This is a genomic window from Marivirga tractuosa DSM 4126 (assembly GCF_000183425.1).
In the GTDB taxonomy this organism is placed as follows: Bacteria; Bacteroidota; Bacteroidia; order Cytophagales; family Cyclobacteriaceae; genus Marivirga; species Marivirga tractuosa.
In genome coordinates, this window is the sequence record NC_014759.1 from 4,174,369 (window position 1) to 4,196,048 (window position 21,680).

The 21,680-nt window shown below is 34.8% G+C and carries 13 protein-coding genes; 7 read left to right on the forward strand and 6 right to left on the reverse strand.

The genetic code is table 11. The annotated features are described in order from the left end of the window. Nucleotides 1-7 precede the first annotated feature (7 nt). From porX to FTRAC_RS17680, 3 genes are read left to right on the forward strand one after another with little or no spacing between them, the layout of a single operon-like run. Nucleotides 8-1,570 (forward strand): T9SS response regulator signal transducer PorX, encoded by a 1,563-nt coding sequence (gene porX, locus FTRAC_RS17670; protein ID WP_013455648.1) that lies wholly within the window; start codon nt 8-10, stop codon nt 1,568-1,570. Further along, nucleotides 1,560-2,009 carry a tRNA (adenosine(37)-N6)-threonylcarbamoyltransferase complex ATPase subunit type 1 TsaE gene (gene tsaE, locus FTRAC_RS17675; RefSeq protein WP_013455649.1) on the forward strand — a complete coding sequence of 150 codons (450 nt, stop codon included), beginning with the start codon at nt 1,560-1,562 and terminating at the stop codon, nt 2,007-2,009. Before porX ends, tsaE begins: the two co-directional genes overlap by 11 nt. Then, the gene (locus FTRAC_RS17680; protein WP_013455650.1) at nt 2,002-3,231 is read left to right on the forward strand and encodes an alanine dehydrogenase; all 1,230 of its coding nucleotides are present in this window, start codon (nt 2,002-2,004) and stop codon (nt 3,229-3,231) included. The genes tsaE and FTRAC_RS17680 overlap by 8 nt, the downstream gene beginning before the upstream one ends. Here the strand turns inward: FTRAC_RS17680 and FTRAC_RS17685 are convergent. Together FTRAC_RS17685 and FTRAC_RS17690 are read right to left on the reverse strand one after the other, a co-directional pair. After that, nucleotides 3,228-5,291, reverse strand: coding sequence for a SpoIIE family protein phosphatase (locus tag FTRAC_RS17685; protein ID WP_013455651.1), 2,064 nt, complete (start codon nt 5,289-5,291; stop codon nt 3,228-3,230). The genes FTRAC_RS17680 and FTRAC_RS17685 overlap by 4 nt on opposite strands. A 136-nt stretch (nt 5,292-5,427) precedes the next feature. Then, nucleotides 5,428-7,461: a copper-translocating P-type ATPase gene (locus tag FTRAC_RS17690; RefSeq protein WP_013455652.1), complete on the reverse strand. Its 2,034-nt coding sequence runs from the start codon at nt 7,459-7,461 to the stop codon at nt 5,428-5,430. 388 nt (nt 7,462-7,849) lie between these two features. Between FTRAC_RS17690 and proC the strand changes: the two genes are divergently transcribed. From proC to FTRAC_RS17705, 3 genes are read left to right on the forward strand one after another with little or no spacing between them, the layout of a single operon-like run. Beyond that, nucleotides 7,850-8,656 carry a pyrroline-5-carboxylate reductase gene (gene proC / locus FTRAC_RS17695; protein WP_041650890.1) on the forward strand — a complete coding sequence of 269 codons (807 nt, stop codon included), beginning with the start codon at nt 7,850-7,852 and terminating at the stop codon, nt 8,654-8,656. 15 nt (nt 8,657-8,671) lie between these two features. Continuing rightward, entirely contained in the window at nt 8,672-9,466 is a 795-nt protein-coding gene (proB, locus tag FTRAC_RS17700) for a glutamate 5-kinase (protein WP_013455654.1), read from the forward strand. Nucleotides 9,467-9,513: 47 nt separating this feature from the next. After that, entirely contained in the window at nt 9,514-10,713 is a 1,200-nt protein-coding gene (locus FTRAC_RS17705; RefSeq protein WP_013455655.1) for a glutamate-5-semialdehyde dehydrogenase, read from the forward strand. Nucleotides 10,714-10,767: 54 nt separating this feature from the next. Here FTRAC_RS17705 and FTRAC_RS17710 read toward each other — a convergent pair whose 3' ends face one another. Genes FTRAC_RS17710 through FTRAC_RS17720 form a run of 3 tightly spaced genes read right to left on the reverse strand, consistent with a single transcriptional unit; the run spans nt 10,768 to nt 12,802 of the window. Continuing rightward, complete coding sequence (locus tag FTRAC_RS17710; RefSeq protein WP_013455656.1) at nt 10,768-11,472, reverse strand: hypothetical protein; 705 nt, start codon at nt 11,470-11,472, stop codon at nt 10,768-10,770. Further along, entirely contained in the window at nt 11,465-12,238 is a 774-nt protein-coding gene (locus FTRAC_RS17715; protein ID WP_013455657.1) for an LVIVD repeat-containing protein, read from the reverse strand. Before FTRAC_RS17715 ends, FTRAC_RS17710 begins: the two co-directional genes overlap by 8 nt. A gap of 24 nt (nt 12,239-12,262) precedes the next feature. Next, complete coding sequence (locus tag FTRAC_RS17720; RefSeq protein WP_013455658.1) at nt 12,263-12,802, reverse strand: LVIVD repeat-containing protein; 540 nt, start codon at nt 12,800-12,802, stop codon at nt 12,263-12,265. A gap of 184 nt (nt 12,803-12,986) precedes the next feature. Between FTRAC_RS17720 and FTRAC_RS17725 the strand changes: the two genes are divergently transcribed. Then, a complete protein-coding gene (locus FTRAC_RS17725) occupies nt 12,987-14,978 on the forward strand; it encodes a tetratricopeptide repeat protein (protein WP_013455659.1) in 1,992 nt (663 codons plus the stop codon). A gap of 207 nt (nt 14,979-15,185) precedes the next feature. Here FTRAC_RS17725 and FTRAC_RS19505 read toward each other — a convergent pair whose 3' ends face one another. Next, a complete protein-coding gene (locus tag FTRAC_RS19505) occupies nt 15,186-21,662 on the reverse strand; it encodes a BspA family leucine-rich repeat surface protein (protein WP_013455660.1) in 6,477 nt (2,158 codons plus the stop codon). Nucleotides 21,663-21,680: the final 18 nt, after the last annotated feature.

The window sequence follows — 21,680 nt, forward strand, 5'->3', positions numbered from 1 at the left end:
ATATATTATGCAAAATTATCAAATCTTATGGGCAGATGACGAAATAGATCTGCTAAAACCCCACATTATTTTTTTAGAGAACAAAGGTTATCAAATTACTCCAGTTAATAATGGTTCGGAGGCAGTAGATTTATGTAAAGAACAAAAATTTGATGTTGTTTTTCTAGACGAAAATATGCCGGGTATGACAGGATTGGAAGCTTTGAGCCTTATCAAGAGCAATAATCCCAATACTCCTGTGGTGATGATTACTAAAAGTGAGGAGGAATATATCATGGAGGAGGCAATCGGCTCTAAGATTGCCGACTATTTGATTAAACCACTTAATCCTAACCAGATATTACTTTCAGTTAAAAAGATTTTGGACAATAAACGTTTGGTCACGGAGAAAACAAACCAAAGCTATCAACAAGATTTTCGCAATATAAGTATGGCTTTTGGAGATGATATGGATCACCAAGAATGGGCTGAAATGTATAAAAAGCTTGTTTACTGGGACTTAGAGATAGATGAAACAGATGACCAGAGCATGTCGGAAGTACTTGCCATGCAGCATGTTGAAGCTAATACGAATTTTGCGAAATTCATAGATGATAACTATGAGGATTGGTTGAATGAATACGAAGATGAAGCCCCACTATTGAGCCATAAATTAATGGAAGAAAAGGTTTTTCCGAAAATGGGAGATGAGCCAGTCTTTTTTATAGTAATTGATAATTTACGATTTGATCAATGGAAACTAATTGAGCCTGAAATCCTTAAATACTTTAATATTGAAGAAGAGGATAATTATTATTCTATTTTGCCTACAACCACTGCATATGCCCGTAATTCCATATTTTCAGGGCTAATGCCAGATGAAATGGCTAAAAAGCATCCAGATCTTTGGGTGACAGAAGATGATGATGAAGGTAAAAACAATTTTGAGGATAAATTCATCGAAAGACAATTGAAGCGGAAGAATGTTCAAGGAAAATTTACATACAACAAAATTGTAAATGTGAATCAAGGAAAGCAGGTCTTAGATCATGTATCTGCTATGATGGATCATGATTTAAATGTGTTGGTTTATAATTTTGTGGATATGCTTTCACACGCCAGAACTGATATGAAAATGATTCGTGAATTAGCTCCCGATGAATCGGCATATCGTTCGTTAACTAAAAGCTGGTTTTTGCATTCTCCTCTTTTGGAGCTATTAAAAAGAGTTTCAGCAAAGAAAGCCAAAGTTGTTATAACCACTGATCATGGCACCATTCGAGTGAAAAAGCCATTTAAAATTGTGGGTGACCGGAATGTAAACAGTAATTTAAGATATAAACAAGGGAAGAATCTGGGATTTAAGAAGAGCAACGATATTTTAGAAGCTCCTAAGCCAGAAAGATTTCATTTACCCACCATAAATGTGAGCACATCCTATGTTTTTACAAAAGGGGAGAGCTTTTTCGCCTATCCCAATAATTATAATTATTACGTAAATTACTTTAAAGATACCTTTCAGCACGGAGGAGTTTCGATGGAAGAAATGATAATTCCTATTATTTCATTAACTTCGAAAGATGGAAAGTGAAATCTCTGAAAACATATCATTTTCGGACATACATTTAGATGATTTGCCTACGGTAGTAGCTGACATTTATGATTTTGGGAAAAATCATAAAGTTTGGTTGTTTAAAGCTGAAATGGGTGGCGGAAAAACTACTTGTATCAGCCAGCTTTGTGAATATCTAGAAGTAGAAGATCATGTGAGCAGTCCAACATTCGGCTTGGTAAATGAATATAATTCTACCAAAATGGGAGAAATCTATCATTTTGATTTCTACAGAATTAAAAATGAGCAAGAAGCCTTTGAAATCGGGGTGGAAGATTATTTCTACTCTGGTGCGCTTTGTTTGATAGAATGGCCAGAAATGGTACCTTCTTTTATTCCTGATCAATTTTTATTGATTGAGATTACTCTTTCCAATGAACAGACTAAAAGGAATTTTAAAATAAGTAAGCATGGCTAAGGAGATTTCAAGAAAAGGCTTTGACGTTCTTGCACGCAAAGGTGCCCTTTATCCACAAGAAGAATTATTGGCAGTAGAAAGAGGTAAAAATGCCATGCAGATTGGAATTCCCAATGAGATTTCCTTACAAGAAAAAAGAGTTCCGCTTACGCCAGGGGCAGTTGCATTATTATCCAATAATGGGCATGAAGTGATAGTGGAAAGTGGAATGGGCTTGAGTAGTAATTTCACCGATAATGAATATAGTGATGCAGGCGCCAAAATAGTTTATTCCTCTAAAGAAGCATTTGAAGCACAATTAGTAGTTAAGATTGAACCGCCAGTTAAAAAGGAAATTGAAATGTTCAAGCCTGGCAGTTTTTTGATTTCCGCACTTCAAGTTGGGCAATTGAATAAAGAGTATTTTCAGCTTATTAATGAGAAAAGAATTACCGCCATTGGAATTGAATTGATTGAAGATAAAGTAGGTGGAATGCCGATGGTGAGGGCAATGAGTGAAATTGCTGGTATTTCTGCAATTCAAATTGCTACTGAATTATTAAGTAATTTGAATAATGGGAAAGGCATTATTTTAGGAGGGATAACCGGTGTTAGACCTACTAAAGTGGTGATTCTCGGTGCAGGAACTGTAGGCGAATATGCGGCTCGTGCGGCATTGGGTTTGGGTGCAAATATTGAGATATATGATAATCACTTGTATAAGCTGAGGAGAATAAAACATGCTATTGGTCAGCCTATTCATACAAGTTCAATGGACACGGTAATGTTAAGTGATTCGTTAACGGAGGCCGATGTTTTAATTTGCGCAGTTAGAGCTGAAAAGGGTAGAAGCGGTTGCATAGTGACCGAAGAGATGGTCATGAATATGCGTAAAAATGCAGTAATTATTGATGTTAGTATTGATCAAGGTGGTTGTGTAGAAACTTCTGAAGTGACTTCTCATGATAATCCTACATTTAAGAAATATGATGTGATTCACTACTGTGTTCCAAATATAGCATCAAGAGTTTCTCGGACGGCAAGCAATGCAGTGAGCAATATTTTAACGCCTATGCTGCTTCAGGCGGGCGATGTAGGAGGCATTGAAGAAATGATATTCACCCATTCTTGGTTTATGAAAGGTGTTTATACTTACAAGGGCAGTTTAACCAATATGCACATTGCCAAAAAGTTTGATTTGAAATATAAAGAGTTGAGTTTGTTAATGGCGGCTAGATTCTAAGTCAATCTAAACCCTATTAAAAGCATATCATCCACTTGTTCTTCGGTGCCTTTCCAGTTCTCCACCATTGCTTTTATATGTCTTTCTTGCAAATGAATTGAATCCTGATGAATGGAGGTTAGGTTTCTCCTCAAGTGCTTTATTCCTAATTTTTTATCTTTTGGGCCACCAAATTGATCTTGGATGCCATCGGAAAAAAGGTAAAACATTTTTGGGCTGTCAATTGAAATAGTATGATTTGTAAAGTTCATTTTTTGATGACTGATAAAACTTTCCCCAATAGAATAGCGGTTGTCTTTTAGAATGTTTATATCACCATTCTCGAAATAAATCAACTTATGTCCTGCTCCTGAAAATTCCATTTTGCCATCATATATGGTGCACAGCCCAATTTCCATTCCATCATTACCATAACTTTCATCTTGCTTCAGCATGATTCTAAGCCTTCTGTCCATTTCAGTTAAAATTTTAGCAGGTTCATTGTAATCCAACTCAATAATGACCTGAGAAAGTAAGGCATCTGCAATCATACTCATAAAAGCACCGGGAACGCCATGCCCTGTACAATCAATAGAAGCTATAAATTTGATATCTTTTCCATTGATGGATTTCTGATGAAACCAATAGAAATCACCACTTACAATATCCCTGGCTTTATAAAATATGAATGACTGAGGTAAGGCTTTTTTGATGGTTTTTAAATCGGGTAATAGTGAATTTTGAATCTTTTGAGCATAGTTGATACTATCAGTTACATCCTGATTTCGTTTTTCCAGTATACCGTAAGCCTCTGAAAGCTGATCTCTGTGCGTTTCTATTTCCTCTTTTTGGCTTTTCAGCTCTTCAGTCATCTCACCCAATTGGAAGTTCCTTTCTTCTATCTCACGTTTTTGAGCGTCTAACAAAGTCAGTGCTTTTTGTTTTAATCTGTTTCTGCTTATGTACAGAGCTAAAAATAGAGCAAGTAGTAGGAGAATGATCAATGAGCCTATTATTACAATATTTTTTTGGGTGATGGATTCTTTACTTAATTCACTCTCTTGTTTGAGTAGATTTATTTCTGCTTCCCGCTGTTTTGCTTCATATAATTCCTGAAGCTCTAAAAATTTTTCCGTTGTTTCTTCATTGTAAATTTTATCATTAGTCTCAACGTATTTTTTCAGATCATTATAAGCTTTTGCATTATCTCCCAAAGATTTATGAATGCTACTTCTCAGTTCGTATCCTTTTCTTAGGTAATAGTTAGATTCCGATTTTTTCGCACTGTTAATGGAGGAATCAGCAAATTGCAATGCATTAATTAATTGCTTTTTCTTTACATAAATGTTTGAAATAGTAACATAAGCTTCACTGATGGCAGCAAAATCTGGTGATGATGTGTATTGAATTTCTAAACCTCGTAAAAGGTAGATCAAAGCTTTGTCAAACTTATTATTTTTTTCTAAAGCGACTCCATAATTGATATAAGCAATAGATCTAACGTATTCTTCACTTTCCTCTTCGAATTTAATAGCCTTCTCAGCATAGTATTCCGCAGAATCATATTCCTCCATTCGGACATACATATCAGCAATGTTCAATAAACCAATCATCTGGTCTTGAGGTAGGTCGTTTTCTTTTGCGTAGTGGATATTATATCTATAATATTCTAAGGCTTTTCCATAATTACCCATTTCATCATAAATAAGCGCAAGGTGGGTAATGATATAATCTATTAACTTTTCATTTTTTGATGTTTTTGCAATTTCATGAGCTTCCAAATTTATTTTTAAGGATTTATCAAGAGCTCCTAAATTATAGTAGGAATAAGCGATCATGGCTTTACCATAAACAATATTGGTAGTGTCTTTCTTCTTTTTGGCTAATTCCAGTAATTGCTCAGCATATGAAATGGCTTTTTCATTATCATTGAATTGATATTCAGAACTTAGCTCATAGTATAAACTCATCCGCTGAGAATCGGATTTGGCATTCTTTAAATCTTCTTTCAATTCTTGAATAGACTGGCCTACACAAGTCAGATTAAAAAAGATTAGAAAAATGAAAAATACTTTGTACACTTTTATCGGACTTATTGGGTGATCGATATGCAATTTATCAATTCATTTTTTAATAAGTCAAAGGTTAAGGTATTTAATAATCGAATTACAATATGGGCTGAATTTATAGTTTAGGAGGAATCCATTTGAATAAAGTTCAATTCTTCATCTTCCTTTTCAGCAATTGAGCATTGAGTGCAACTATAATTGTACTTAAACTCATTAAACCTGCGCCAACGGCAGGACTTAAAATAATTCCTGCAAAAGCCAATGCTCCAGCTGCCATAGGGATAGCCACAATATTATAACCTGCTGCCCAGAACAAGTTTTGCATCATTTTTTGATAAGTTGATTTTCCAAATGCAAGCAGATGCACTATATCCATTGGATTGCTGTTTACCAAAATGATATCAGCTGTTTCAGCTGCCACATCCGTTCCTGATCCTATTGCAATTCCTACATCTGCTTTGGCAAGTGCAGGCGCATCATTTACGCCATCGCCTGTCATGGCTACTATTTCGCCCTTTTCTTGCAGATCTTCTATGATCTTTTGTTTATCCTCGGGAAGTACTTCCGCATAATAATCATCTAAGCCTAATTCTTTACTGACTGATTTAGCCACTTCCTTATTGTCTCCTGTAGCCATGATGACTTTTAAGCCATTTTCTTTCAATATTTTCACAGCTTCATAAGATTCATCCCTTATTTCATCAGCCAAAGAAATATAGCCTATCAAATTTTTATCTTTCAGAATATAAACTATCGTCTCTGCTTTTTCATTTTTTGTATCTTCAGGTAATTCAATACTATTTTCTTCCAAATAGCCAGGGCTGACAACTTTAATTGACTCACCGTTGATTTTTGCTTGAATACCTTCACCTGTGAGGTTTTCAAAATCAGAAATGTCATGAAAATCTAGTTTTTCTTCTTCGTGTTTCTTTACAATGCCTGTTGCAATGGGATGTTCGGATTCTCTCTCCAAAGATGCCGCCATTTTAAGTATGCCTTTATTTTCATATTCACTAGAAGTACTTTTAAACTGATTGACTACAAAATTTCCTTTTGTGAGTGTCCCTGTTTTATCAAAAATAATGGTGGTGATATTGCGAGCATTTTCAAATGCAGTTCTATTTCTTATCAGTAGTCCGTTTTGAGCAGAGACAGAAGTTGAAATAGCCACAACTAAAGGCATTGCCAAGCCCAAAGCATGTGGACAAGCAATAATCATAACAGTTACCATTCTTTCCAGTGCATAATCAAATTCTTTACCTTGCCACAACCATACGCCTAAAGTTGTAAAGCCAGAAAAAAGAGCAATGTAAAATAGCCAAGCGGCCGCTTTATTGGCAAGATTTTGTGTTTTGGATTTTGTCTCTTGAGCGGATTTCACCATTTCCACTACCTTATTCAAATAAGAACCTTCGCTATCTTCTTTGATTTTAAATTGAATAGAGGAAGAACCGTTAACAGAACCACCAATTACCTCATCGCCTTCTTTTTTGCTTGCTGGTTTTGATTCACCTGTTATCATGGATTCATTAATATCACTTTTGCCTTTTTCAATAATTCCATCGGCAGGGATTTTTTCTCCGGGTTTTACCAGTACTAAATCTCCTGCTTCCAATTCGGATATTTTTACTTCATGCGTATCTCCCTTTTCATCCACTTTTAAGGCGGTTGAGGGAAGTAATTTCGCCAATTCTTCAACTGCACCAGAAGCACCCATTATCGACTTCATCTCAATCCAGTGTCCTAAAAGCATGATAGTAATAAGACTAGTTAGTTCCCAAAAGAAAATTTTACCTTCCAGCCCGAAAACTACAGCTGAGCTATAAAAGTAGGCCACACTTATAGCCAGTGCGATTAAGGTCATCATGCCTGGTTTGCGATCTTCAATCTCATCTTTTAACCCTTTTAGGAAAGGATATCCACAATAGAAAAAGACTATCGTAGACAGAGCAAATTGAACGTATCGATCAAATTGAAACCTTAATTCATATCCTAATAATTCTTGAATCATGGGAGCCAAAACCATGATAGGGATTGTGATAATAATTGAAATCCAAAATCGCTTTTTGAAATCTTCTATCATCTGAGCATGATGTTGGTGATGATCGTGTTCATTATGGTTATGTCCATTCTGATCATTATGATCATGATGATGTTGAGCATCTTGATGGTTTGAAGACATTGGAAAAGTTAGTTTAATTGTATAGAGATTTTAAAAAGTAACCTATAATATAAATGGAATTAATTTATTAATGTTTCGTAAGCTACAAGATAATGAAATCAGACTTGCTTTTGAGTGTGCCATTTATTGATAATTGCAAACCAGTCTGTCATTATTGCAGCTTTTTGACTATATGGCGTACTGACTAACGAGTTGTAAATAAAGTTGAAATTAATTTCAATTTCTTCAGTAATTCAATTTAATTAATTGATAATCAGTCAATTGTAATTAAAATTTTTTTCCGTTATTATTGATTTCAATTGAAAAATGGGTTTAGATGCACAATGCTTGCATAGGCAGAGGTACAATTGGAATTAATTCTTTATATTTAATAAACAAAAATTTACTTATGAAAGTACTTGTAATAGGAGCTGGAAATATGGGCTTAGCTTATGCAAAAGCCTTGGTGAAATCTGAGTTTTTATCTAATCACAACTTAATGATATCAGATACCAGTGCTGAAAAAACTGAAGAACTTAAGAAAATTAGTCGTTTTGATGTTTTCACTAATCTGTCAGACTGTCTTCCAAAAGCCGACATTATATTCATCGCTGTTAAACCGTATCATACTGATGAGTTGTTTGAGGAGCTTAAGCCAATGATGTCTCCTGATCAGATTGTTATTTCCATTATGGCTGGTGTAACCATTCAGAGTATGAAAGACGGTTTGGGAATAACTAAAGTAGTTAGAGCAATGCCAAATCTTCCTGCTCAAGTTGGAAAAGGACTGACTTCTTTTACAGCTTCTGATGAGGTTTCAAGATTAGAGCTTTCCACAGTTGAAAATTTATTAGATACTACTGGTCGATCTGTAAGATTAGATACGGAAAATGATGTGGATGCTTCTACAGGGATTTCTGGTAGTGGGCCTGCCTATGTTTTCTATTTTATGCATTCCATGATGGAAGCAGCCAAGAAAATGGGATTTTCTGTCCATGATTCAAAAGTATTAGTTGGAACTACCTTCGAAGGAGCTGTGGAATTATTTAATAAATCAGATTTAAGTCCTGAAGGTTGGATGAAAAGAGTTGCTTCAAAAGGAGGTACAACTCGCGCTGCCTTGGATTCAATGGAAGATAATAATATCAAGCAATTAATTGAAGATGCAGCTTATGCAGCGTTCAACAGAGCTGTTGAATTAGGAAAAGAATCGTAAACATAATATTGAATTGTGAAAACACATAGTAAAAGAATTGTAGTTAAAATCGGTACCAATGTGATGACCAATAAGGATAATCGCATTGTGGTACCTATTTTGAAAAGAATAGTAGATCAAGTAGCACGCCTATATGAAGAAGATGTTATGACAGTATTGATTTCTTCTGGTTCTGTTATAGCAGGAAAGGAAGTGCTAGATGATAATGAAATTGATACAATTGATAATGCTGCCCAAAGAAGGCAGGTATACTCTGCAGTTGGGCAACCAAGGATGATGCGTCATTATTACAGTATTTTCCATGATTATGGAATGCGATGTGCTCAGGTTTTGGCAACTAAAAGGGATTTTGATTTTGGTAGGCATAGAGATAATATGATCAATTGCTATGAAGGCCTGCTAGGGCAAGGAATAATTCCAATTGCGAATGAAGATGATGCCGTTTCATTATCAATGTCCATGTTTTCTGATAATGATGAATTGGCAAGTTTGGTAGCTGAACTTGTGGATGCAGATGCACTAATTTTACTGACAGATACTGATGGAATATTTGATGGTCACCCTGATCATGACGATTCTAATGTGATCAAAAGTGTCAGTACTGATCAGGAAGTGGAACAATTTATCCAAGAATCCGATAAAAAAGAAGGGGAAGGTCGAGGAGGAATGGAATCCAAGATCAATGTAGCTAAAGGTGCTGCGTCAAAGGATATTGTTACCTACATCGCAAATGGTAAACGTGAAGATGTTATCATCGACATAGTGCATGGTAAAGATGTAGGAACCAGGATTTATAAAGAGGATGAATAGTAAGCTTTCCCCTGGGAATTTATTTTTAACTAAAATATAACGCTTTTATGAAGCTTTTAAATACAGAAATCAAAAATGCAGTTTTACAATCAATGATAGATAATCTCGATAAGAATAGAGATGCTATTATTGCTGCAAATAAAAGAGATTTAGATGCATTTGACAGAGATGATCAGGCACTTTATGACCGCTTGGTTGTAGATTCAGCAAAGGTTGATGATATGATCAGAGCGGTGAAGGAAGTTAAAGATCAGGACGATCCTGTTGGAACTGTAATCAGTGAAGATAAACTTGAGAATGGTTTGCACATAACTAATAAAGCAGCTCCGTTCGGAACCATCATGATCATTTATGAATCTCGTCCGGATGTGACTATTGAAGCGGCTGTTTTAGCATTTAAAGCCAATAATAAAATATTGTTGAAAGGTGGTAAAGAAGCACACCATAGTAATGAAGAGCTAGTAAAATGCTGGCACCAATCATTACAGGATAATGGCCTAGCTGAAAGCTGGATACAATATTTGAAAATGGACAGGCCGACAACTCAGGAATTCTTAAGAAATCCTGACCAACCTTTAGATTTAATTGTGCCTAGAGGAGGAGAAAAATTAATTGGTTTTGTTAAAGAGCATGCAAAATGTGCTGTTTTGGTTAGTGGTAGAGGAAATAATTTTGCCTACATAGCACCAGATGCTGATATGGAAAAAGTTATTCCAGTGCTCATTAATGCTAAGACCGATAAAATTTCTGGTTGCAATGCCTTAGATAAAATTTTGGTAGATGAAAATCATCCTAAGTTTGAGGAAACACTTAGAGCTATTGAGAAAGCCTTAACTGATAAAGGTGTTCAAATTGTAGCGAGTGGTAAAGTTATTGGTCAACTAGAGACCAATGAAAAAATTGATAACGAGGATGTATGGTATGAAGAGTTTTTAGCTATGAAAGCAGCTATGACTTCAGTTAATGGATTAGATGATGCTATCGATTTTATCAATAAGTATTCTGGAGGTCACTCCAATATTATTTTAACTGAAACTCAGGCCGATGCTGAGAAATTTATGGAGCAAATAGACAGTGCAGCTGTTTACCATAATGCATCAACCCGATTTACTGACGGTGGTCAGATGGGCGTGGGAGCAGAGTTAGCCATTAGTACGGACAAGTTGCACCACAGAGGACCACTAGGTTTAAAGCAATTAGTGACGAACAAATACTACGTCCTAGGAAATGGACAAGTGAGAAAGTAATAAAACAAATATTGAAGATATAGATTTAAAAGCTTGCCCGATGGTAAGCTTTTTTTAATTCCAAAAGTTATAGCCGACTTGAAAACCGAGTCTCAAGTTAAGCAAAGTCCCAGTTCCTAAATTACTCATTTCTCCTCTTTTATTAAAGATTTTATCTGGAGCTGGATCATTCATCAAGTCTGAAAATTCAATTACATGCCTTATTCCGAAACCCATGAATAATGTAAACTGTAATGGATCATATTTATAAATTTTACCTAACTTAAAGTTTAAACCTGGGATTAGGCGATCAACTCTTGAATCAAAAAAACGATAATACTCGCAGTCCCCCCAGTCTTCATTGCAGCTATATCCAGCAATTCTTTCACTTTCAAAACTTGCCCAAAAGATTTGTGGTTCGATGTCTATGAAAATTTTAGAATTGAGGGGATAGGGGTCGCTTTCATTTATAAAGATCCTATAATAGAAATATGCTTTTACACCATATGTATTTTGATACCAAGAATCTGGGATTTCAGTATTAAAAGCACTAATATCATAAATGTAGCCTAAATCCATTCCTATGGAATTGCCATTTTTAGTAGGTTTTGAAAAGCCAATATCAAAAGAGCTATATTTTTCAAAAGCTGAAGTGAGAGAAATATAGGGAGTAATCTTATTTAGATTTGATCGTTTTAATGAATCCGACTCTTGGTTTTGTGCTGTTAAATTATGAAAAATAAAAAAGAAGAAAATTGTTATAGTAAGTAATCTATTCATTTTCTGGGAAGCTCAATATTTGACTCAGTTCTTTCAATTCATAAGGATTCTTATAATCGTATTGAAATATCCCTTTTTTGCCAGTAATAATCAATTCTTTTCTGCCGTAATTTGTGATTACATCATAGCTTGGAATGCTATCATAGTGCGAAATTAACTCAGGGTTTGATCTATCTTTAATATTAAATACCTTAAAACCGAAGTCTCCTTCGCAAACGAAAAGTACAGTATCGCTCACAGACAATCCATGTGGATTCTCCATGGGGATAGTTGTTAACAATTCTGGGTTTCTTAAATCGGATACATCCACAACTTCCATTCTATCCTGACCAGTTTGACAGGTAGTCCCACTTCTTAGTGTTACATACGCTATGCTATTGGAAACGACAACCGGATCGCATGAGAAGGAATGTTCGAAATCTGACATGAAATTTGGAGTCGGTCCGTTTTCAACTGAATATATTTTCATTCCCCATTGAGTCCCTAAAAACAAATAATTTTCGTAGGGAAAAATAGTCTCTACTCCAGCTCCCACTTCTTCAGTTCCTAATAAGGTAGGGTTTTCAGGATTGCTAATATCGAAAGTTTTTAAAGTACTTTCATCCACTATATACAAATAGCCCTTAAGGAAAGTGAATCTTGCCATTGAACCTCCTTTTCCTTCCCCGCTTGAATCAAATTCTGTGTCCGAATCGCATGAAGAAAAGGTAATTAAAACTGCTAAAAAAGTCAGTATTGGTATAATTGATAGTTTAGTAATTTTCATCTTTTATATATTTTTTTCTTAAAATTAGCGATAGCATTTTGGTGAATTCAAAGTAGTGTATTCCCATCCAATCACAAGTCCCTTATCAGGATCAGGGCACTCAAAGTAAACCCCTTGTTGTTGTGGATATTGACTGCCAAAAGGGAATACATTTTTAACCCTTGAAGCGATTTGTACATTTTCAGGATTGCTAATGTCTATTGCAAGCAAGTCAGTAGCTTGATCTGCATACAAAATATTATCTCTCACAGCAACATCATTGCTTCCGGTAATTTGTATGAAGCCAACGTTTTGTGGGTTTTCAGGATTGTTATTGTCAAAAACATGAATCCCCTTTAATTGGTCAACTACCAGTAAGAAATCATTTATAGTGTAAATTTTACCAGGATTTTCAATTTTTCTTGCCGGTAAATTTTTGACTTTCTGCTCACTTTCAGTTGCATAAATAGGACGATAACCTTCTACTTGTTCCACATCAAAATCTGGCACTCGTTCCCAATTATCACAAGAACTCATTGCCAAGAGTATAAATCCTAAGGTTAAAAGTTTAGTAGTATAGCTCATAGATTAATAATTAATTTCACTTTTAAAGTTCGGTATAGTGACACTAGGAGTTGAATTTAGGTTGTAAATTCAAATCCTATTTGTCCTAATTAATGTATAAACTATTCTACTAATCACACAAAATTTGGGATGGAATTTATATTCCAAATGTTACTTTTTCAAATATTTATAGCATCTTAGCAAGATGTTTAAGGCAGCAACAAAGTACATAATTTACACCCTGTTTTTTTCTTGCTTTTTCGTTAATTCTTTGGATTTATATGCGCAGAGGAAAGGAAACAAGAAGGATAGTACGGAGGTAATCAGGTTAAATAATTTATTTAAAATTAAATATGCCAGCGAACCATCTAAGAGTTTTACTTATGCCACCTCCGCATTAGAGATTTCTCGAAAGATTAGTTTCCTCAAGGGGGAAGCAACAGCCAACAACAATTTAGGAGTTTATCACAAACAAAAGGGTGACTATGATCAAGCTTTAAGGTATTTTAAAGAAGCACTCAATTTATATGATTCCCTACGTGAAAAATCAGGTGCGGCAAAAGCTTTAAGCAATATAGGAAACATCTATTCTATAAATCAGGATTTTGAAAGGGCGTTGGATTATTATTCTGATGCAAAAATCATATTTGAAGAACTTAATGACTCCTCCAGATTATTGCGAATTCTTAATAATATTGGAAATATATATCTAGACAACGGACAAGAAAAAGAAGCTATTGATTATTATAGAAGAGTCTTGGAGATTTATCAGGTCAGTGATGATAAAACTAATTTATTTGATCCATTTAGTAATATAGGCAAGATATATTTCAATCAACAGCAATATGATAGTGCACTTTATTATTTCAACAAATCCTTAAAAAAGGAAGAAGCAGCAGATAATAAATTTGGAATTTCAGGCTCCTTGGTCAAAATATCGCGCCTTCACAATGCGAGAGGGAATCACTTGGCAGCTCGAGATGCCGCATTAGATGCTGTAGAAATTGCTCAAAATATTAATGCTAAGCCAATATTACTGGATGCCTATAGTACACTTGCCGAAGTTTATCTGCATTTGAATGACCTTGAGAATTCATATGTCTATATGAATCAATTTCACATTATGAATGATAGCCTTTTCAACGAAAAATCTCGTAGATCTATCGCTGAGTTAGAAAAAAGTATTGAATTAGAGCAAAAGGAAAAAGAAATAGCCTTGCTGAAAAAAGAATCTGAAATTAAGGATTTACAGTACCAAAATAGCAGGCTTTATATTTATGGATCAATTGGCTTTTCTATTTTATTGTTGGCATTGGCCATAATCTCCTTTTTAAAATTTAAGCAAAACAGGAAAGCAAAATCATTATTAGAATATCAGAATAGAGAAATCCTTAAAAGTAAAAAGGCAATAGAAATACAAAAAATGAAATTGGAAAGCTGGAATCAAAATATTACAGATTCCATTGAATATGCTAAGAGTATTCAGGAAGGTATCATGAATAAGAATAATTTTAAGGAGAATCTTACTGCTTCTTTTGTTTTCTATAAGCCTAAAGATATCGTAAGCGGTGATTTTTACTGGTATTCTCGTCAGAAAGGCTGTGATATTTTGGCGTTGATTGACTGCACTGGTCATGGTGTAGCTGGTGCTTTTATGACCGTGATTGCCAATGCTACCATGAATCAAATTGTAAACGAAGAAAAAGAAATTGAGCCGAATAAGATTTTAACTAAATTGGATATTAAAGTCATGGAAATCCTAAAACAAAAGGAGGTGACCAAAACTAATCATAGCATGGATGTCGCTTTATGTAAAATTGATTATGAAAATAAAGTTGTTACTTTTTCAGGTGCTAAAAGACCACTATATGTGGTGGAGCATAATAAATTGAGAGAATTTAAAGGGAATAATTTCACAGTAGGGGAGTACTTCAACACTCCGGAAAAGAAATTCACTTATCAAGAAATCGACTTTGAAGAAAATCAAACTTATTATTTGAGTTCAGATGGTTTTGCCGATCAATTTGGATTCAATACGCAGAAAAAATACCTGCGTAAAAGATTTAAGACCCTCTTAGAAAGCATATCAAATAAAAGTCTTCCGGAACAACGCAAAAGCCTTGAAATGGAAATGAAAAGATGGCAAGGCGAAATGGAACAAACCGATGATATGTTGGTGATAGGGTTTAGGGTTTGATTGATATGAAAACAGCCACCTCAAAATTTTCAAGATGGCTTTTTAAGATGCTTATTTCAACACTTATTTTATCATTAACCTGCCATTAGTATCTTAATCCTCTTAGGGTCCAAGCGGACGCTTGAACCATTCATTCAGCAACAAACTGAAATGACTTACAATAGCGCAAGCATCCGCTTGTGCCTATAAAGTACTCAATGTAATACATTACTTAATCAACAGTTTTCCACCAACTGTTCCACCAGCAGATTGCAACTGATAACGATAAAACCCAGCAGGTAAATCATTTCTCTCAAACCTAATAGACTGTTTGTCTGAACCAAGAATATCATATTTCTCTTGTCTTACTAGTTGCCCTTTTAGGTCAAAAACCAATAAGTTAACCGACTGTGTTTGCGGTAGGTTAAATTGAATAGTTGTGATATCAGAAAAAGGGTTTGGAAAAGCAGAATGATCAATTGGTTTTTGTTCTTCCTTTGAACTCAATATTCTTTGAGTAGTAAACGACCAGCTGATGGCTTCATTTTCTTTACCCGTGCTACTTATGATACTGCTTTCAGGCATTTCAACTTGATAAGTATTGAAACCTAATCCACTATGCACCAAATGCAATGTTAAGCTATCAATATAAATATCAGTTAGAGAAATTTGGCTACCGCTTACATCCCTCAATGTAATTCCATTTAAATCTATCTCTTCAATTTCTTGATCAAAAGTAAGGTAGATTTCAGTATCCTTTTCTACTGAAGTGGCTTCAGCTGCTGGCATTGTTTCTTGTATTGCTAAGCTACAAGTCTCATCTCCCATAATGTTCCAGCCAAAATCGTCTATCAATTGCTGTCGATATTCTGCCGAGGCGCAATAAAATAATCCCTCTGCACTCAAGGCAATATCAGATGGGATATTGCCATTTGTTGCCCAGCCTTCAAGAGATAAATCATAGTTTTGAATAGACAATCCTGAATTTGTTAGAAATTCAAATAAGCTACCGGCATTTGATAAATTCCAACTTCCTAAATTTTGATCAAAGGAAGTGGCTTCATAGAACATACCTGAAATATCCGTAACATTGGCTGTATTCCAGTTATTGATATCTTGATTAAAAGCAGCGGCTGCTCGAAACATCTCAGTCATATTGGTCACGCCACTCACATCCCAATTTGAGATGTCAGTATTGAAAGCATCAGCCCCATAAAACATTCCCCACATACTGTTTACAGTTGATGTGTTCCACTCACCTATATTTCCCTTGAAAGAATCAGCGTCCCAGAACATAAAATCCATTTCTTCCGCATTTGCTGTATTCCAGCTATTCAAATCTTGATTAAATGCAGCGGTATTGGCAAACATGCGAGTCATTTTTGTGACATTGGAAACATCCCAGTTGCTTAAATCCTGATTAAAAGAGGACGCTCCATGGAATAAATCTGACATATTAGTTATTGTGCTTACATCCCAATGACTAATATCCTGATTTAAAGACTTAGCATTATAAAACATACGTGACATATCGGTGACTTGAGATAGGTCAGGAGCATCATTAGCTGATATCGTTAAATTTTCAGCACCAGCAAAAGCGGTGTTCATGGAAGTCCATTGTATATCACCCCAGTTTTCAATATCTAGAATCTTGGATTTATCTCCTAAGTCTGAAAAATTTATGCTTGAGAAATCTCCATAAATTTTAATACGGTAAGTACCTGCCTGAGGAAAAGTGACGGTGTGGGCATAACTGGCTGTTTCCTGCCCACTGGTTTCAGTATTTTCCACATCTTCCCAATGCACGATGTAATCAGTTCCTATGCCAGGGATGCTTATCTGATTGTTTTCAGTTGAACCATCATTATCTGTTTTCCAAGTACTAATAAAAGTTTCTTTACAATCTTTAGTATCTCCACTTATCGTCCAGCCTTTTTCATTAATCAACTTGTCTCTGGCGGCTTCAGATAAACAGTATTTCATATTTATAGCACCAAGATTCACGTTATAGGATAAATTTTCTAGTTCTGACCAACTGATGAGTGTTTTATCATAATTATAGGTGTCTAAACCAGTATAACTAAACATATAGCTCATATTGGTAACATTAGAGATATCCCAATTAGTTAAATCCTGATTAAAAGAAGTAGCACTAGAAAACATATAGCTCATATCGGTAACACTAGACACATCCCAATTATTTATTTGACCATTAAATTTATAAGCAGAAGAGAACATGCCTTCTAAACTTGTAACATTAGTTAAGTCTGGTGCATCCACGGCACTATACTGCAAGTTGCTACATTGATAAAAAGCATTTTCAAATGATTCCCATTCAAGAGCCCCCCATTGCTTTATCTCAATAATTTTATCAGTGTCATTAAGATTAGCTAGACCTCTAAAACGGAACTGCCGTAAATCTCCTCTAATAGATAATTGATATGTTCCTGGATTAGGAAAGCTAATAGTTTTAATACCAGAAGCATTTATTAACCCACTATTCGATGGCCTACCTACTTCTTCCCATTCTATACTATAATAACCGTAATTGCGAGCAGGAATTATTATTTGATTATCATCTGAAGAGCCAGGGTTATCAGATTTCCACACTGTTATAAATGGATCAGAACATATATTTATATCTCCTATTATATTCCATCCCTTTTGATCAATTAAGAAAGATCGAGCAGATGAATTGCAATGGATTAAACCAATTGTACTAAGTGCAATAGAATCGGGTACAGTTGCTAATTGTGCCCAACCATTCAATGTACTTTCATAATTTACTTGATTTAAAGCAGTATTTTCAAACAATCCATGCATATCAATAGCATTTGAAATATCCCAATTACCCAAGCTTTGATTGAATGAAGTAGCTTCATAAAACATTTTTTCAAAGCTTGAAATATTAGATACTTCCCAACTAGAAATATTGCCATTAAAAGATGCAGCCCCTGAAAAGATTTCTACCATAGAAGTCACTTGGGATACATCCCAAGTATCGAGATCTTGATTAAAAGATTTAGCATTTTGAAACATGTGATCCATATTTGTAACACTGGAAACATCCCAGTTATTAATGTTTCCATTAAATAAGTGAGTGTCTTCAAACATACTTTCTAAAGTTGTCACTTTATTCAAGTCGGGAGCATCAGTCGCATTATATTTTAAGCTATCACAGTCCTTAAATGCGAATGCTAGAGCTTCCCATTTGGTATCTCCCCATTGATCAATAGAAATTAATTTGTTTTTTTCACTATTTCCTTCGGTTGTAAATCTTACACGGTTGGTCTTTCCTACTATTGAAACTTTGTAAACACCAGGTGAATCAAAAATTAAAATTGGATCGTTATATTTAAAAATAGTATCTCCACTATTAGTGTTGTTATCAATCTCTTCCCAATGAACTCTAAAAAATTCGTTAATATTGTTTCTTATAGGTAGAAATAAGGTAGTAGTGGAGCCATCTATTGCATTTCGAGTGTCCCATGTAGTAATAAATGATTCTCCGCATGATTCTTGATCTCCAGTAAACGTCCAGTTTTTCACCTGTTTTAGACTATCTCGTCCTAATGAAACACAATATTTAACTCCTTCAGCACCAATTTTTACGTTACTAGGGCAATTATATGAATCAAACCATCTTTCTAAAGTAATTTCATAATTATTTTCTGACATAGCTGTCCCATCCAACATTCCAGCCATTTCTTCGATAAACCTTAAATCCCACCGGCCAATATTTGCATCAAAATTAGTAGCCCCAGCAAAAAGGAAATTCAAGTTTTTAACACTACTTAAGTCGGGATAATCAGTAGCTTCATAGAGCATATTAGCACATCCCATAAAAGCTGAATCAAGTGATTGCCAATAAATGTCTCCCCAACTTTCTAAAGCTATTAATTTTAGCTTGTCGCCTTTATCAGCAAATTTAATTTGCTCCAAATCGCCTGATATTTTCACTCTAAAAACACCAGAGTGTGGGAATACTAAAGTCTTAGCCCCACTAGTTATCTCTGAACCAGTATTGCTAGAATCATTTACATCTTCCCATTCTAAATAGAATGGACCTCCTGAAATTGGTAGTTCAACTTCGTTTGCCGCAGAAACACCCGAATTTTCAGTATTGAAAACAACTGTGAAAGGTTCACCACAGAAATATTGATCATTAGTAATCGTCCAATTTTTACTGTTTATTAAAAAATCTCTACCAGAGCCAATACAATATTCCATTCCAAATGCTCTCAACTCAACATCAGAAGGCACATTTGCTTGTTGAGCCCAACCATTTAATGTGGCTTGGTAATTTTTTCTAGAATAAGTACGTGGAAAAATATTATACAAAATTGTAGCACTTTCTATTGACCAATTAGCCAATGAATGGTTGTAGGCAGAAGCCGAAAACATGCTGGCGAAATCTTCAACACTCGACACGTCCCATGCACTTAAATCTTGATCAAAATTTGAAGCATTTTGAAACATAAATGAAAAAATTGTAGCATTAGAAACATTCCATGAACTTATATCTTGGTTAAAATTTGATGCATTAGAAAACATTGAATAAAAGTCATTTATATTTGAAACATCCCAGTTCCCTATTTCACCATTGAATTTATTTGCTTTCCTGAAGGTACTATTTAAAGAGTTTAGCTGACTTAAATCTGGAATATCTGTTGCACTACATTCCAGGTTGTCACAATCATAAAATGCATAATTAAGATTTTGCCATGTAATATCTCCCCAGTTTTCAATGTCAATAATTTTGTTATTGTCAACACCTAATTGGTTAAACAATATTTGTGTTAATCCTTCATAAATCTTCACCCTATAAATCCCAGGTGAAGGAAATTCAATTTTAGCTTTACCACTGATACGAGCTAAACCGGAATTACTGATATTATTTACCTCCTCCCACTCAAGATTAAATGTACCTTTTGTAGGAATAATTATCTCATTGTCTGCACTAATACCAGGGTTACTGGTATTCCATATTGTAACAAATGGATCTATGCAGTTTTCTATATCACCTGAAAAACTCCAATTTTTATTACTAATCAAAGATTCGCGCTCGGGTATTTTACAATAACTTAATCCAATAACGCCTAAACTTATATCAGAAGGAGTTGCAGGGTTATTCAACCATCCATTTAGTGTTGCTTGATAATTCAATTCACTCATGCTTGTATTATCTAACATGCCAACCATATTTTCAACATTAGATAAATTCCAGCTTTCAAGATTTGCATTGAAATTTAAAGCTCCAGCAAACATTAGTGACATTGTAGTAACATTACTTAAATCTGGCTTATCATTTGCCTGATATACTAAATTTGAACATCCATGAAAAGCCCCATCAAATCTATCCCAAGCTATATTACCCCAGCTTTCAATCGTTAAAATCTTATCCTTGTCACCATTATTTACAAATCTTATATTCCTAAGATCACTAGAGATTTTCAGTCTATAGGTGCCAGCTTTAGGTAAATTCAAGGTAGTCAAACCACTACCATAATTCACCCCTTTATTAGTAGGGTCTTCTACTTCCTGCCATACAACCATATAGTTTCCCTCTAATGGTAATAGCAGTTGGTTATTATTAGAAAGACCAGGATTATCAGTTTTCCAAACTGACACAAATGGTCTGCCACAGCTTAATTCATCACCGTTAAAAGTCCAATTAAAGTTTGTAATCAAATCCGTTCTTACAGCTTCATTACAATAGTATTGCCCTTGTGCCCCTAGAGTTAGGTTCGCTGGCAGCGTAGTAAGCTGACTCCAGCCTAATAAAATATTGTCATAATTTTCGGAAGATAATCCTGTGTCATTAAACATAGATCCTAGGCTTGTAGAGCTAGTCGCACTACTAATATCCCATTGACCTAAGTTTTGATTAAAGCTTCTAGCTTCAGAAAACATTCCATTAAAATTGGTTGCGTTAGACACATCCCATCCACTTATATCTTGATTAAAGTTATAGGCTCCTCTAAAGGTTACGTTGAAGTTATTTACCTGTGACACATCCCAGTTTGATATATTTCCATTGAATGCTTCTGCAATTAAAAACATTCCACTCATATTAGTAACATTAGAGACATCCCAACTATTTAAGTCTTGATTAAAACTTTCTGCTCCAAGAAACATTGAAACCATATTAGTTATGTTTGAAACATTCCAATGATTAATATTAGCATTATAAGAATACGCATTACGAAACATCCTAGTAAGATCAGTCACATTTGACAAATCAGGAGCATCAATTGCTTGGGATGTCAAATTAGAACATCCATCAAATGCTCCTACGAAGGTAGTCCATGCAATGTCGCCCCATTGCTCAATTTCTAATAATTTAGATTTATCATTTTGAAATCCACTAAAATCAATCCTAGTAAAATTACCACTTATTTTCACTCTATAAGTCCCAGCACTAGGAAAAGTGATGGTATGCTCATCGGTACCAGTTTCACTTCCATTATTATTGGCTTCATTGCCTACTTCTTCCCATTCTATCAAATAATCTGTCCCTGTCCCGGGGATTTTAATTTGATTTTCTTCGCTATAGCCAGCATATATAATATCCGTTTGCCAAACGGTAATGAAAGGAGCATTTTGAGCTAATGCGAAACTTGTTTGGAGGATTAATAATGTAAATAAAGACAAAAGTATTCTGCTAACTTTTGAAAAGTTGGTAGGGGGAGTAAAAATGTGCATAAAGGGGGATTAAATGAG